The following is a 14,664-nucleotide window of genomic DNA, read 5'->3' as shown; positions in this document are numbered from 1 at the left end:
AAGAGGTGGCGGAATGGATTTGTTTTTCCGTTATGTGGGGGAAAACTGGCTTTACCTCATTGAACTCACTTATCAACATATCTTGATGGTGATCTCGGGGCTGCTGTTAGCGTTGATCGCAGGAGTTCCTCTCGGAATCCTGGCGGCGAGAGTTCCCAAGCTTGCCGGTTTCATTTTAGCCTCGGCCAATGTCATCCAGGTTTTCCCCAGCTTGGCTATGCTCGTCCTGCTGATGATTGTATTCGGGCTGGGTTTTACTACCGTAGTGATCGGATTGTTCTTATACTCGCTGCTGCCGGTCATCCGCAACACGTATGTTGGATTGACCCAGGTCGATCCGGCGATTACCGAAGCCGGACGGGGCGTAGGGATGAGTCCTTTGCAGCTGCTGTTTCGCGTACAGTTTCCACTCGCTTTGCCGTTTGTGTTCACCGGCATTAGAGTCGCAGCCGTCATTGCGATTGGCGTCGCAACGATCGCACCGTTGATTGGAGGCGAAGGTCTCGGACGTGAGATATATTCCGGAATCAATATGGATAATTCAGCACGTCTCTACGCAGGAGCAATTCCTGCAGCCGCGCTGGCTCTGTTGGCCGATTTTCTTCTGGGCATTCTGCAGCAGCGGGTAGGCCGGCAGGGAAAGGCAGCTTAGCGTAAGACAAGAAAAGTCGTAGAAAACGGCTTTTTTTGTTATATAAAGAAAGTGTAATGCGAGGCCATTAAATTAATGTGGTTTAATATTAATTCTATTAAAGGAAAGGAACGTGAAGAGCGGTATAGGTTAAGCTCAACTTGAATTTTATTCGGGGTTAATACAAATTTCCATGATTAACAACAAGCTCCTAACGACAATTGAATTGGAGGGATGATATATTTTAATGACGTAAGGGTAAACCGTCACAGGAATTGATAATCAAAAAATGAAAAGCAGGTTAAAGAATAGAAAAACATATGTTTCTGTATGGCAAAAGTTCGTAGTTAGCCATTTGGTTTCTTTCATCTGGCTGTTGTTCTCCATCTGGATTTCTCAAAAATGGATTTTGGAATTAGGACAGGTTACAAGTATTCCCTTCGCGATCATTATCATTGCCGGTATTGCCTATATTCCTGGATATATCAATAGTTTTTTGGTTTCAAGTCTTCTCATGGACAGTCAACCTGCTTTTAAACATCACAACCCTGTCAACGATGTTACGGTTCTGATTGCAGCATACAACGAAGAGAAGGGAATACGAGATACATTAAGGCAGATCAGTTATCAGGAATATGAGGGAAGAATTCACGTCCTTCTTATTGATAATCGGTCTACGGACCATACGGTACAAGAGGCAAAGGATGCCGCAAAGGAATTGGGTCTCTCGCTGCAAATTATTCCTGAATGGAACCAAGGAAAGCACCACGCTTTGAATAAAGGGCTGGAGTATATTAAAACCGAATATATGGTTACGCTGGATGCGGATACTTTGCTGCACAAATCGGCTCTAAAGTTTATCGTTAGCCGGATGCTTTCCGCTCCAAAAGAGGTTTGCTCTGTCGCGGGTACGGTGTTGGTTCGGAATAGTAGAGACAATATGCTCTCCAAGCTGCAGGAATGGGATTATTTTTTGGCCATCGCTTCTGTAAAAAGGCTTCAAGGCCTCTATCAACAAACGCTGGTAGCACAAGGAGCGTTTAGTTTATATAAAACTAGCGTGGTCAAGGAAATCGGCGGGTGGCCGGACGTTATCGGTGAAGATATCGTGTTGACGTGGAAATGCCTAAAAGCCGGATATAAAGTCTATTTTGAACCTTTAGCCGTTGCATTTACAACGGTTCCCGTTTCTTTGACTCATTTTGCCAAGCAGCGCAGCAGGTGGGCCCGAGGAATGATCGAAGGTCTTAAAGCGGTAAAGCCTTGGGAACAGCCTAGCGTTTATGCTAAATATTTAACGGTTATCAATTATATTATGCCTTTTATTGACGTGTCTTACACTTTCTTTTGGCTTCCCGGTCTCTTCTTATGCTTGTTCGGAATATTTTGGATTGTCGGACCTCTAACTCTTCTTGTCCTTCCGGTCACGCTATTGAGTTATTTGGTATTGTATCAATTTCAAAAAAATGTCTTTAAGTCATTGGCTCTCCGCGTCAGGAAAAATAAACTAGGCTTTGTTCTATTTGTATTGGTATATCAGGCGATAATGAGTCCCATTGCGGTCTGGGGATATTTACAAGAAGCTTTTCAACTGAAACGAGTTTGGAAATAAGGATGGGGTTGGAGAAGCTCTTGCGGGATGCAAGAGCTTTTTGCTTTGAGCGTGCAGGGAATATGTAGGAGTTTCGGGGTCTATTTAATAAGTAAACACGTGGTTATCGATTCGGACTTTCATTGGACGGCTTATACTCCAGGACGATGTAGCAATTTTGGGATTGTAGTAAAAGAGAGCTCCGTTCGTCGGATCCGATCCGTTTAAAGCGGCTTTGGCCGCTTCGAAGGCTGAAGGTCCTGGTGTTAGGTTGTACTGCCCGTCCCGGATGGCGGAAAATTGACCCGGTTGAAAAATGACCTCGGTGATCGAATCAGGGAAAGCATTAGATTGCACTCTGTTAAGGACGACTGCACCTACGGCAATTTGTCCTTGCATCGACTCACCTCTAGCCTCGGCGTGGATCACTCTTGCCAATTGCTCCAATACGTTGTGCTTGGGATTGGCCGTTTGTTTTAATAGCGACAACGTTTTGGAATCAGCTTTACCATTTACCGGCAGGCCGGACGATTGTTGAAATTTTTTTACCGCTTCGTAGGTAATGGCACCGTAGTAGCCGGTTGCACCGGCTTGAAAGTAACCTAGCGTGTTAAGCCGCAGCTGCAGGTCGAGGACATGCTCGCTTTGGGACCCCTTCTCCAGTGCGGCTGCGCCGGCTGGCATCGCCATGGCTGTGAAGCCAAGGGTACAGGCGAGTAATGTGACAAGTACGGAACGTTTCTTCATCGTATTCAGACAACCTCCTATTCCTTTTTAGAGCCGTTTGCTGTGACGGCATGACAAGTTCAGGGATGTTCATCCGACCGGGGAAATTTCCGTACACGCTCAAAACGATAAGGCGGGAACAGCTCCAGGCTGTCCTCAAAGGGTTCGGGGTTATGGTCTTGTTTAAGCCCGAGGTCTATGTTTTTTAATAATTGTTAGTAAATTTAAAACAATATATGACCGTTCTTTCTTGAAAAAAGGGTCATAATTAATTACACTAAATCTATATTTAACGTAATTTTGTTTTTGACGGATTTTTTTCTCAACACCTAGACTAGCCCAGCAGATGAGCGGAGTGAAATAAATTGGCAAATGAATATTGGGATGACGAGTTGTTAGAATTATTTGATATCTGGATGAAGGATCAAGGCTTTACCCCACGCACGCAAAAAGCTTATTTGGGAGATGTACGGTTATTTTTAGCAGCGGTGGCCCCCAAATCTTTAGATGAAATGGAAGCTATTGATGTTTTGCGGTTTCTATCCAAAATGCGTCAGGGGGGAGCGGGAGACTCGGCAAGGAATCGGTATCTGTCCTCGGTCCGAACCTTTTTCAACGCATTAATGGAATACAAATATGCTCAGCATAATCCGGCCCTTCAAGTCAAAAAATCCAGGTTTGAAAAAAATCAAATCCCTTCCTATCTCGATGAGCGGCTGTTATCTGTATTCATAGAATCGATTCAGGGGAAATACCAGATCCGCAATGTAGCCATGTTTCTTCTGATGAGCTATGCCGGCTTGCGCGTCAGTGAATTGCACCGCCTGAATATCACTGATTTCAATAGATCGTCGAAACTATTAACCGTGTATGGAAAGGGACGCAAATGGAGAGCCTTACCGCTGCCCGACCAGCTGGTCAAGATCATGGATATGGCTCTCGATGAACGTATTTCTCCAGGGAAAAGCTCTGAACAGGCATTTTTTGTTTCCCAATTCGGCCGCCGCATATCAATCCGTATGATACAAAAGATTGCTGAAGCCCAATTTGTCGAATTAAAGGAACGGTTTGGCGAGCTGAGAGGAAAATCTCTTTCCAGCCATAAGCTGCGGCATACTTTTGCAACTATGCAGGTGATTGCCGGCACGGATATTAGGACCTTACAAGAATTATTAGGGCATGCCAGTATTCAAACCACACAAATTTATACCCATGTAGGAGATAAACAGAAGCAAGAAGCCATGAACCGGATGGTGCCTCGACTTCCCGTATCGTTATTGAAAGAGTTGGCAGGGGAAGGCAGTGCTGATCTTGCAGGTCAACGGTAAATCACAATGACCGCGTAGGTTTGCTCATGTTATGATGACAATAGTGAAAATTACCCCGGGAGCCGCGGCGCCCAGGGTAATTTTATTTTCTACATAGATAAAATTTCTTTATCAGTCTGCTTCCCGCAAGTACCCTTATCATGGGCTTTGAGCTCTTATGGGACCTCGCAATATATTGACAACTCTTAGTATTCTGATAACATTTACCTATAGCATATGAAACGATGTTCTATAATATCGTACAAAATAATGCTGATAAGTTGGATTTCATCTATCGTTTAGGAGGGATATAGGATAAGGATGGGAATGGAAACAGACATATTAGGGATTGGCAGTGACGGAGCGGCCCGGTGTACGGCTTTGGCGGCGGATGCTTTTGGAGCCGAGGTACTGATCAAGGTAAAAGGAACGTTCGCCAAGATTGCAGCGACCTTTTATAGTGCAGTTAACTGAGCTTGAACCATCCTAAGCATCTCATTCACGTATGAGAGCTTAAACATTGGATCGATGTCGGACAAATGATGGCTGTGGCAAAGCTCGGAAGGAAGGAAGGAAGGAAAGCCGGCACGGCCATTTCTGCAAAGACAACCCGGACATGAGCGGAGAGCGGAATAAAAATATTTTGTTGATTTGAACTCAGAAGATGTCATGATCAAATAGACTGCCGCCATATAGCGCTGCCGTACATGTACGATACAGCTTGATATCGCATTGTGTATATTACGTTTCATTATCCTATCAAGCCGGAAGGGGTAAGGTTGATGATGAAGGTATTGTTAGTGGATGATGAACTAATCGTCCGAACCGGATTAAATGCTATCGTCCATTGGAAGGAATGCGGTATGGAAGTTGTGGCTGAAGCAGCCAATGGACAAAATGCGTTGGTGATCCTGAAGGAGCAGGCCATCGATCTGGTCATAACTGATATTCGGATGCCCAGCATTGACGGGATTGAATTAACGCGTAAAGTAAGAGAAACCTATCCGAAAATAAAAGTGATTTTACTTACGTGCTACGACGACTTCAAGTATGTTCAGGAAGCCTTGGAAATGGGAGCCTCGGGATATGTGCTTAAAACCGATATGGAGGATGGCGTACTTGAAAAAATACTGCGAAAGGTCAGAAAGGAATGGGAACAGGAGAATGTAAAAAAAGAAGAATATGAACGCCTTCAATGGAAGGTAGAAAAATCGCTTCCGCTGCTGCGTGAAAAATACATGAGAGCTTTAATGGAACATGATGATGTAAACTCTCAGGAGCAATCCGCTTTCTTAGGGCTGCAATGGCTCAATCAACCGCATAGATTGCTGCTTTTGGAATTTGAATCGCATTCCATGCTGTCCGTGAACGAAACCGAACGTTTGTTTTACCAAATCGCCGGAGAAGAAGCTTTTATTTTTCGATGGGATGAGGGTTCCTTTCTCGCATTCGTGAAACAGCCTGGTGAAAATAGCCTGAACAAAATCCTTCTATGGAATTATCAGTTAACACAGCGTCTCTTCGCAAAAATGAAAACGTTTACTGATCAGCTGAATCTCTATTATTATCCATCATCTGACCCGAGGCAAATCAGGAGCGGCTTTTTCCGTTTAAAGCAGCTAAGTGAATACTACACCTTTTATCATGGCTTTGGCCAAATACTCGATGCCGGAAACATGAACGTACCCGAAGGCGGAGAAGCAGCGGCTCATTTCGACTGGAAAGCTTATAAACAGTTAGCTATTATTCGAAATTGGTCAAAAATGAAAGAAAAATGCTGCGAGATATTCGAAGGGTTTGACCATCATCGGTATTCAGTAGAATATGTAAAAAGAAGTACGATGGAGATGATTGGAATCATCATGGACGTTCTGCAGTCGAACGGCCATTTGGTCAATACCAATTGGGGCAGCAATAAATTTGATTATGTGGAGATGGTCAAAGAAATAAGGACGATTTCTGAATTATCCGAGTTTCTTTACCAGGGAATCGAGGCTCTTGAAGAGAGTCGTACGGTCTTCATTGGCGGAATGAATAAGGTTATCGAGAAAGCGGTTGAGTATATAGAACGAAACTACGATAAAGACATCACGCTGGATGATTTATCAAGCTATGTGGGCTTGAGCAAAAGCTATCTAAGCTCTTCATTTAAAAAAGTAACGGGAGAAAACTTTATCGACTATCTTATTCACCTCAGAATTGAAAAAGCGAAGCAGCTGTTTCGGCAAACAGACCTGAAAACGTATGAGGTAGCGGAGAAAGTAGGAATTCAAGACCCTAAATATTTTACCAAGCTCTTCAAACGCATAGAGGGAGTTTCTCCGAAAACGTTTAAAGATATTATGGTCCTATAGTTAGCTTGCGTCACTATGATTTTTTAGAGGACAAGTGAAAGATTTTACAACTTTACGCAAAATAATCCACTCTTTTATTTTATCTCCTGCCACCTGTAAAAAAACAGAAAAATTATCCACCTTTATAACAATAAAATCCATTTTTCTTGATCTCTATATTAATTATTATGAATACAAGAAAGCGCATACAAACCTAAGCGGCTTCTCCTTCAAAGTAAGATTGTATACGTTTACGGTTTTGACTTTTGAACTTTAGAATGACTTAGAAAGGCAGGCAAAATCCATGAACACAATGGTTGCCATGAAATCCATCACCAAAAGCTTTTCCGGGATCGAAGTACTGAATAGAGTTGATCTGAGTGTTTTACAAGGTGAAGTTGTCGCGCTTATGGGAGAAAACGGAGCGGGCAAATCCACCTTAATGAAAATTTTATGCGGGGTGCATGAACAGGATTCGGGAGAAATTGTTATCGACGGGAAAACGGATAACATCGGCAGTCCAAGAAAAGCTTATGATTTGGGAATCCGTATTGTGCATCAAGAATTGAGCTTAGTGAACCATCTTACGGTGGCGGAGAATATCTTCCTTGGTCAAGAACCCGCCCGAGGGGGGTTTATCAATCATAATAAAATGTTTCAAATGGCCCAAGAAATCATCGACAAAGATGGATTCAACCTTAATGCCAAAGATAAGGTCGGAAGCTTGAGCATCGCCAATAAGCAGCTGGTGGAAATAGCAAAAGCTACCTTGGGTGAGGCTAAGATCCTTATATTGGATGAACCCACCTCGGCTCTTTCGAAGGCGGAAATCGAACGTCTTTTCAAAATTATATACTCCTTTAAAGCAAAAGGCGTATCCATCATTTATATCTCCCACAAATTGGATGAAATTATTCAAATTGCTGATCGCATTGTCGTTTTGAAGGATGGGCGGAATTCGGGAGAATCATTGATCAAAGAGGTAACGGAAGAAAAAATCATCCAAATGATGGTTGGCAGAGAAGTCCAATATGCTTACTCTAAACAAATAAAAGACCATGCTCCGACCATATTTAAGGTGGAAGGCATGGAAAATAAAGTCCTGCATCGAATTGATTTTAGTCTGCGGGAGGGTGAGATTCTCGGAGTTGCAGGCTTAATGGGTTCGGGCCGAACCGAGCTGCTGGAGACTCTTTTCGGACAACGTAAAGCGGACCGGGGCTCGATCTTTTTGGATAATCAGAAAGTCAACATACGTTCGCCTATTGAAGCCATCAAACACGGGCTGGCTTTTGCTACCGAGGATCGGAAAGGGAATGGACTTGTTCTCACACTGTCTGTAAAACATAACAATGCATTGCCGAATATTGAAAGCTTCAGCAGGTTCGGTTTTATCCATGATGCCAAAAGAGCAAAAAATGCGGAGGAAAGCGTAAAGCAATTTAATGTGAAAACCTCTACGATCAACGAAAAAATAAGAAACCTTAGTGGCGGGAATCAACAAAAGGTGGCGTTGTCCAAGTGGGTAAACATGAACCCTCGAATCTTTCTGATTGATGAACCGACAAGAGGTATTGATGTCGGGGCGAAGTCTGAAATTTATCAGCTTCTCAAAGCATTAACCACACAAGGCATTTCTATCATTATGGTCTCCTCAGAGCTTCCGGAAATATTAGCGCTAAGCGATAGAGTGATGGTCATGAGAAACGGCATGATTGCCGGAATTCTGGACCGCAGCGAGGCCACAGAAGAGTCCATTATGTTATTAGCTACGAAAGGGGAACGATAAATGTCAATGGGATATGCGGTTGAAGAAAAACAACAAAAAAAATCAAATGTATTTTTGAAGAAATGGAATGAATTAGGTAATATCAGAGGGTTGATTATTGGTTTGCTGGCCTTAATTATCCTGTTTTCCAACCAGTCGGAATATTTTCTGACAACCAATAACTTGATAGCGGTATTCGATCAGATTACCATTATTGGGATCTTGGCTATCGCAATGACATTTGTGATTTTAGCCGGCGGAATTGACTTGGGAGTAGGATCCGTGGTGGCCTTATCCAGTGTGCTGATCACCAGTTTTTTGAGCCATGGCATGAGCATGTTTCCTGCGATTGTAATCGGCATTTCGATTTGTACGCTTTTCGGTTTATTTACAGGAGTAACCATTACCAAATTTAATTTACAGCCATTTATTGTGACTTTAGGGACGATGGGGATTGCCAGAGGGATTGCGATGGTCGTATCCGATGCAAGTCCGATTACCGTCTCAGCCGTTGGGTTTAACACCGTGGGAAGTGGAAGGCTTGGCATTATCCCTTACCCGGTCATTATATTTATCGTCCTCATTATATTAGCTCTGATCATTCTAAAAAAGACCAAGTTCGGAGAGTACACCTACGCGATCGGCGGAAACGAAGAAGCAGCGCGATTGGCCGGAATCCGAGTCAATTACTACAAAACCATGATCTATACGCTATCCGGTTTTTTGGCCGGCTTCACGGGTTATGTGATGGCCTCTAAATTTAATTCCGGGGTTCCGTCGATCGGACAGGGTTATGAATTGGATGCTATCGCAGCCGTGGTCATTGGAGGTACGGCGCTTTCTGGCGGTATTGGAGGGATTGGAGGTACGATATTCGGAATCATCATGATGGGTGTATTGAATAACGGGTTGAATCTGATGGGAGTGTCTACATTTTGGCAGTTTATCGTAAAAGGATTATTGGTCATTGTGGCTGTCATTATCGACAGTTATACAAGACAGAAAAGATAATCATGCATGAGGAGACACAGCTTAAGGCAGATGAAAAAAATTTAAAAAACTATTTTGGGAGGTTCTGTGATGAAGAGGGTTCAAAAAGGCTTAATCATGGCGGTTATTTTTACTTTAGTGTTGATGCTGGCGGCATGCGGAGGGAATGGTGCAGGTACGGTCGCCAACGGCTCATCGGATTCGTCAAACGATAACGGTGGCGCTAATCATAACCGTTCTACCGTGAATTTTAACGGGAAGCCTGTAACGGCAGAGGATGTATTCAAATTGGGAGAAATTCCGGGAATGGGCATTCTTCACACGGAGAAGAAGGGCTTGAAGATCGGAATGACGGTAGCTTCGTTAGAATTCCCGGTATTCCAAGTCATGAGGGATTTTGTAAAAATACAAGCCGAAGCGGATGGAAACAAACTGATTTTCGAAAACGGTGAGAACGATATCAATAAACAGGCTGCAGCGGTCGACAACTTTATCACGCAAAAAGTGGATGTGGTCATCTTTAATGCGGCGAATCCGCGGGCCCAAAAGGGAGCCTTGGATAAACTGCATAATGCCGGCATACCTGTCGTCGTCATGGACCGTGCTTTCGATGATAAACAAGTGGTGCAAGTATTAGGCAACGATTATCAGGAAGGAAGAAACGCAACGGAAACGATCTTAGAATATCTCGGCGGGAAAGGCAACGTGGTTCATGTGACAGGACAGCCTGGCGTATCTCATGCCAATGACAATGCTAAAGGCTTCCGTGACGTCATCGCGGAGAAAGGCGCCGGTGTTAAGGTAGTAGCGGAGCAGTCAGGAAATTACCTTCGCGATAAAGCGTTCTCTGTTATGCAGGATATCTTAAATGCCAACCCTAAAGGGACGATTCAAGCCGTTTTTGCCCATAACGATACGATGGCCTTAGGGATCATTCCGGCCATTGAAGCGGCTGGACGGAGCAGCGAGATTATTGTCATCGGCGGAGATGGCGATAAAGACGCATTAGAAGCGGTGAAGCAAGGCAAAATGTATGGAACCAACGATCGTTCGCCGCATATTATCGGAGCCGTGGCGTACCAAGCTGCAGCTGCCATACTCAATGGAAAGAAATCCGACCTTCCGTATGCGGTTCTGATTCCGCCCGTTATGATCACGAAAGATACGATGGATCGCGTAGACGACCCTTTCTTTGCTCTCGAAAAAGGAAAGAAGGAAGTTTACAAAACCTACGAAGAGTTTATTCCAAAGCTTATTAAATAAACAAACTTGCTTCATGTGAAAGCATTTTGAGAACGCTTTTATTTCATCAAGGCCGCATTTTGCCCGCGTTTGTCCTGCAGCTTCAAAGCGTAGAGGGGAAAACCGGAATACGCGGGCAAAAAAAACATATTGATATTCAGGGAGGAACCAACATGTCAGCATTGCAGTTTTGCTCGGTAACACGGGTCATCATGAGTCATACGGCTGTAGACCAGCTTGGTGAGGAGGTTAGATGCCTCGGTAAACGAGTACTTATCGTGACGGATAAAGGGGTACGTCAAGCAGGTCTTTTAGATTGGGTTACTTCCTCATTGAATCGTTCTGAAATCCCGTTTGTCGTATATGATGAAGTTGTCAGCAACCCTAATGTGGGCAATGTAGAGCAGGGCCTGCAGATGCTGCAGCAAAATCAATGCGACACCTTGGTAGCCGTCGGTGGCGGAAGTCCGATCGATACGGCGAAGGCTATCGCCATCGTAGCAACGAACGGAGGATCCATTCGCGACTACGAAGGGGTCGATAAGTTCGAGAATCACGCCCTTCCGGTATTTACGGTTCCGACGACAGTCGGTACGGGAAGTGAAGCGACGTTTGCTTCCGTGATCTCGGATCCTGAACGCAAAGCGAAATTCGTTATCGTTTCCAGAAAGATTAACCCGGTGGCCGCTTTTTTGGATCCCAGAATGGTTAGCGGATTGCCAGGTCCTGTATGTGCGGCTACGGGAATGGATGCACTGACCCATGCCATTGAAGGATATGTGTCACTGAATGCCAATCCGATGACCGATGGGCTTCATATCAAAGCGATCAGCATGGTCGGGCAATATTTGCGGCCGGCAGTCGCGGGTGATAAAGAAGCTCTTTATCAAATGCTCATTGCCTCTTGTATCGCAGGAATTGCTTTTCATAATTCGGGACTTGGTTTAGTTCATGCGCTGGCCAATACCGCCGGAGGGCATTTCCCGATCCATCATGGAGTGGCTAATTCGATTATTCTTCCTCATGTGATGGAATTCAACCTCATCTCGAATCCGCGTAAATTCGTTGATATCGCTGCCGCACTCGGTGAACATATCGAGGGCCTGAGCGAGCGCGCAGCTGCGGAGCGTTCGATCAGCGCCGTCCGGCAGTTAATGAAGGATGTGGGCTTGCCGGCGTCGCTATCTGAGGTAGGTGTAAAAGCGGATGCGGTTCCGCAAATGGCGCAGGAAGCCTTGGAGGCTATCGATCGTCCGCCCAACCCGCGCCGTAATTCAGTCAAAGATCTGGAGGCATTGTATAAAGCGGCACTTTAAGAAGCTTAAATACACCTCTGATTGATAAATAAGGAAGCTGACCAGCAAGGTACTTTATATTCAAAAAGGAGGAAAACAAATGAGCGCGAATGTGAAAGCAGCAGCACGCCGTTATCAGAATTGGATTAACGGGGAATGGGTCGATTCACTTTCAGGTGAGATGATCTCCCGGCAAAGCCCGGCGACCGGTCAAGTTGTGGCGGAGTATGCCGCAGGTAATGAGGAGGATGCCAAGAGGGCTATTGCGGCAGCCAGGGCGGCGTTTGATAAGGGACCATGGCCCCGCATGACCGGGTCTGAACGGGGCCGGATTCTGTACCGGCTGGCCGAAAAGATGAGGGCTCATAAGGAGCATTTGGCTATGATCGAAGCGGAAGAAGTCGGCAAGACGATCCGGATGGCCAGAGGGGATATGGATACCGCTATTGCTTTGGTAGAATATGCTGCGGGCATGGCGCAGCAGTTGCATGGCGAATCCTACAATAATATGGGTGAAACGTTCACCGCTATGGTCGTTCGTGAACCCGTAGGTGTGGCGGGACTCATAGTTCCGTGGAACTTCCCGCTGGTCGTATTATGCCAAAAGCTGCCTTATGCGTTGGCTGCCGGCTGCACCGTTGTCATTAAACCGTCGGAGTTCACCTCAGGCACGGCCTTGGAGGTTGTCCGGCTGGCGGAGGAGGCAGGCGTGCCTGCAGGCGTCATTAATCTGGTAACCGGATTAGGCGGCCAGGTGGGTCAGGCCATTGTAGACAGCTCTGATGTCGATTTTATCTCGTTCACCGGATCGACAGCCACGGGACGCAAGATTATTAACGGTTCGGCAGGAAACCTGAAACGGGTTTCGCTCGAATTAGGCGGGAAGGGCGCCAATATTGTATTTGCTGACGCAGATTTGGACGATGCGATCGATGGTACTCTGTTTGGGATTTATTTTAATCAGGGTGAGGTATGCTGCGCCGGCTCCCGCTTGTTGATTGAAGACAAAATAGCGGATCGGTTTCTGAAACGCTTGGTTGAACGCTCTCAACAATTGAAGGTGGGCAATCCTTTGGATGAGGATACCGATATCGGGGCACTAATCCATGAGGGGCATCTGCATAAAGTGTTGAGCTATATTGAATCGGCCAAAGAGGAAGGCGCTCAGCTTTTAACCGGCGGGCAGCAGGTCAGCGATTCCGAATGTGATAAGGGCTGCTTCGTTGCTCCGACGATCTTTGACGGTGTGAAATCGAATATGCGGATTTATCAGGAAGAAGTATTCGGTCCGGTATTGAGCGTTACCCGCTTTAGCACGGTGGAAGAGGCGATTGAGATCGCCAATGATACCAGCTACGGCTTGGCGAGTGCGCTTTGGACGAAGGATTTGGATAAATCCATGATCGTTTCGCGCGCGTTGCGGAGCGGAACGGTGTGGGTCAATACGATGATCCATACGGCACCGAATTTACCGTTTGGCGGATATAAAGCAAGCGGAACCGGCCGGGAGATGGGGACAGCGGGGCTCGATGAATTTACGGAAGTAAAAACGATTCAATTTCAAGTAGGCAAGCGCGCTCCCTATTACCGCAGCGAATAAGTGAAAAAATAAATTCCAAAGGAGACATGTGAATATGAAAGCAGCCGTGCTTGTGGAATTCAACAAACCGTTAAAAGTAATGGAAATGCCGGATCCTACACTTACAACCGACGGTGTGATTATCCGGGTGGAAGCGGAAGGAATCTGCCGCAGCGATTGGCATGGATGGGTAGGAGACGGTGAAATGTGGGGCCTGAGCATGGAGCTGCCTCATATCATGGGGCATGAGTTCTGCGGTGTGATTGAGGAAGTCGGCAAAGATGTAAAACTATTCAAAAAAGGGGAAAGAGTCATTATCCCTTTTTGCAATGGTGATGGTACCTGCAACAATTGCCGCTCCGGGCGATCGAATATTTGTGAAAACCAGCTTCAAGCCGGATGGAATTTTTGGGGCGGTTACGGCAAGTATGTTCATATTCCCGGGGCCGATCTCAATCTCGTTCATTTACCGGATAACATTCCCTTTACGACAGGGGCGGGATTAGGCTGCCGTTTCATGACCGCTTTTCACGGGATTACCGGACGCGCTCAAGTAAAACCAGGCGAATGGCTTGCTGTTCATGGCTGCGGAGGAATCGGCCTTTCCGCCATTCATATTGCAACCGCGATGGGGGCCAATGTCATCGCCGTCGATATTAAGGATGAATCGCTTGAACTGGCGAAACAAATGGGTGCAGCCTTTACCATTAACGGAAAAGAAAAAGATGCCATCGGCGAGATTCACGAAATTACGAAAGGCGGCGCTCAGGTTTCGCTCGATGCTTTGGGGCTTCCTTTGACCTGCTTGAATGCATTTAAAAGCCTGAGAAAAGGGGGACGTCAGCTGCAAATCGGTTTGACGACAACCGGAGATGGAGACGGTGCAGTGCCGTTCCCTATTGACGTCATGGTTCAAAAAGAAATTACACTCATTGCCTCCTTGGGTATGCCGTCCTTCAGGTTCCCTTATATGCTGGAAATGATCGAGAGCGGAAAATTGGATCCGGGGAAAATGATTACGAAAACCGTACCTATTGAAGAGGCTTCCAGCGTCATTGAATCCATGACGAATTTTAATACGGTCGGAGTTACCGTGATTGATCGTTGGTAAATCGGAATATTCATCCATCGTATGAATGTAAATCGGTGCAAAAGACCGGACATTTTCCGGTCTTTTGCACAACTGACGTTGAAAATCTTAA

General features: G+C 45.6%; 12 protein-coding genes. 11 read left to right on the top strand and 1 reads right to left on the bottom strand.

What is annotated here, in order from left to right; translation table 11 throughout:
* The first annotated feature begins 13 nt into the window (after positions 1-13).
* Together ACZYR9_RS00335 and ACZYR9_RS00330 are read left to right on the top strand one after the other, a co-directional pair.
* A complete protein-coding gene (locus tag ACZYR9_RS00335; RefSeq protein WP_488976459.1) occupies positions 14-652 on the top strand; it encodes an ABC transporter permease in 639 nt (212 codons plus the stop codon).
* A 268-nt stretch (positions 653-920) separates the two neighbouring features.
* Positions 921-2,243: a glycosyltransferase family 2 protein gene (locus ACZYR9_RS00330; RefSeq protein ID WP_488976458.1), complete on the top strand. Its 1,323-nt coding sequence runs from the start codon at positions 921-923 to the stop codon at positions 2,241-2,243.
* 84 nt (positions 2,244-2,327) lie between these two features.
* On the opposite strand, the gene ACZYR9_RS00325 is transcribed toward ACZYR9_RS00330, so the two are convergent.
* Positions 2,328-2,969, bottom strand: a complete 642-nt coding sequence (locus ACZYR9_RS00325) for a cell wall hydrolase (RefSeq protein ID WP_488976457.1) — start codon at positions 2,967-2,969, stop codon at positions 2,328-2,330.
* Between the two features lie 344 nt (positions 2,970-3,313).
* Here ACZYR9_RS00325 and ACZYR9_RS00320 point away from each other — a divergent pair, with 344 nt between their 5' ends.
* The 9 genes from ACZYR9_RS00320 to ACZYR9_RS00280 all read left to right on the top strand — a co-directional run bounded on the left by ACZYR9_RS00320 (position 3,314) and on the right by ACZYR9_RS00280 (position 14,573).
* Entirely contained in the window at positions 3,314-4,276 is a 963-nt protein-coding gene (locus ACZYR9_RS00320) for a tyrosine-type recombinase/integrase (RefSeq protein ID WP_488976456.1), read from the top strand.
* A gap of 306 nt (positions 4,277-4,582) precedes the next feature.
* Complete coding sequence (locus ACZYR9_RS00315; protein ID WP_488976455.1) at positions 4,583-4,729, top strand: hypothetical protein; 147 nt, start codon at positions 4,583-4,585, stop codon at positions 4,727-4,729.
* 308 nt (positions 4,730-5,037) lie between these two features.
* Positions 5,038-6,609, top strand: coding sequence for a response regulator (locus ACZYR9_RS00310; RefSeq protein WP_488976454.1), 1,572 nt, complete (start codon positions 5,038-5,040; stop codon positions 6,607-6,609).
* 283 nt (positions 6,610-6,892) lie between these two features.
* Entirely contained in the window at positions 6,893-8,377 is a 1,485-nt protein-coding gene (locus ACZYR9_RS00305) for a sugar ABC transporter ATP-binding protein (RefSeq protein WP_488976453.1), read from the top strand.
* The gene (locus tag ACZYR9_RS00300; protein ID WP_488976452.1) at positions 8,378-9,367 is read left to right on the top strand and encodes an ABC transporter permease; all 990 of its coding nucleotides are present in this window, start codon (positions 8,378-8,380) and stop codon (positions 9,365-9,367) included.
* A 69-nt stretch (positions 9,368-9,436) separates the two neighbouring features.
* Entirely contained in the window at positions 9,437-10,609 is a 1,173-nt protein-coding gene (locus ACZYR9_RS00295; RefSeq protein ID WP_488976451.1) for a sugar ABC transporter substrate-binding protein, read from the top strand.
* A 152-nt stretch (positions 10,610-10,761) separates the two neighbouring features.
* The gene (locus ACZYR9_RS00290) at positions 10,762-11,904 is read left to right on the top strand and encodes an iron-containing alcohol dehydrogenase (RefSeq protein WP_488976450.1); all 1,143 of its coding nucleotides are present in this window, start codon (positions 10,762-10,764) and stop codon (positions 11,902-11,904) included.
* Between the two features lie 79 nt (positions 11,905-11,983).
* Positions 11,984-13,483: an aldehyde dehydrogenase family protein gene (locus ACZYR9_RS00285; RefSeq protein WP_488976449.1), complete on the top strand. Its 1,500-nt coding sequence runs from the start codon at positions 11,984-11,986 to the stop codon at positions 13,481-13,483.
* Between the two features lie 34 nt (positions 13,484-13,517).
* Positions 13,518-14,573, top strand: a complete 1,056-nt coding sequence (locus ACZYR9_RS00280; protein ID WP_488976448.1) for a zinc-dependent alcohol dehydrogenase family protein — start codon at positions 13,518-13,520, stop codon at positions 14,571-14,573.
* The last annotated feature ends 91 nt before the right edge of the window (positions 14,574-14,664 follow it).

Source organism: Paenibacillus sp. F024, assembly GCF_057814255.1.
Note: the sequence above shows the minus strand (reverse complement) of the source record. Positions and strands in the feature narration are given on the sequence as shown.

What these genes read in the sequence shown, in the direction of transcription:
- ACZYR9_RS00335 (WP_488976459.1), top strand. Translation starts at nt 14, where the DNA reads ATGGATTTGTTTTTCCGTTATGTGGGGGAAAACTGGCTTTACCTCATT.
- ACZYR9_RS00330 (WP_488976458.1), top strand. Translation starts at nt 921, where the DNA reads ATGAAAAGCAGGTTAAAGAATAGAAAAACATATGTTTCTGTATGGCAA.
- ACZYR9_RS00325 (WP_488976457.1), bottom strand. Translation starts at nt 2,969, where the DNA reads ATGAAGAAACGTTCCGTACTTGTCACATTACTCGCCTGTACCCTTGGC.
- ACZYR9_RS00315 (WP_488976455.1), top strand. Translation starts at nt 4,583, where the DNA reads ATGGAAACAGACATATTAGGGATTGGCAGTGACGGAGCGGCCCGGTGT.
- ACZYR9_RS00310 (WP_488976454.1), top strand. Translation starts at nt 5,038, where the DNA reads ATGATGAAGGTATTGTTAGTGGATGATGAACTAATCGTCCGAACCGGA.
- ACZYR9_RS00305 (WP_488976453.1), top strand. Translation starts at nt 6,893, where the DNA reads ATGAACACAATGGTTGCCATGAAATCCATCACCAAAAGCTTTTCCGGG.
- ACZYR9_RS00300 (WP_488976452.1), top strand. Translation starts at nt 8,378, where the DNA reads ATGTCAATGGGATATGCGGTTGAAGAAAAACAACAAAAAAAATCAAAT.
- ACZYR9_RS00295 (WP_488976451.1), top strand. Translation starts at nt 9,437, where the DNA reads ATGAAGAGGGTTCAAAAAGGCTTAATCATGGCGGTTATTTTTACTTTA.
- ACZYR9_RS00290 (WP_488976450.1), top strand. Translation starts at nt 10,762, where the DNA reads ATGTCAGCATTGCAGTTTTGCTCGGTAACACGGGTCATCATGAGTCAT.
- ACZYR9_RS00285 (WP_488976449.1), top strand. Translation starts at nt 11,984, where the DNA reads ATGAGCGCGAATGTGAAAGCAGCAGCACGCCGTTATCAGAATTGGATT.
- ACZYR9_RS00280 (WP_488976448.1), top strand. Translation starts at nt 13,518, where the DNA reads ATGAAAGCAGCCGTGCTTGTGGAATTCAACAAACCGTTAAAAGTAATG.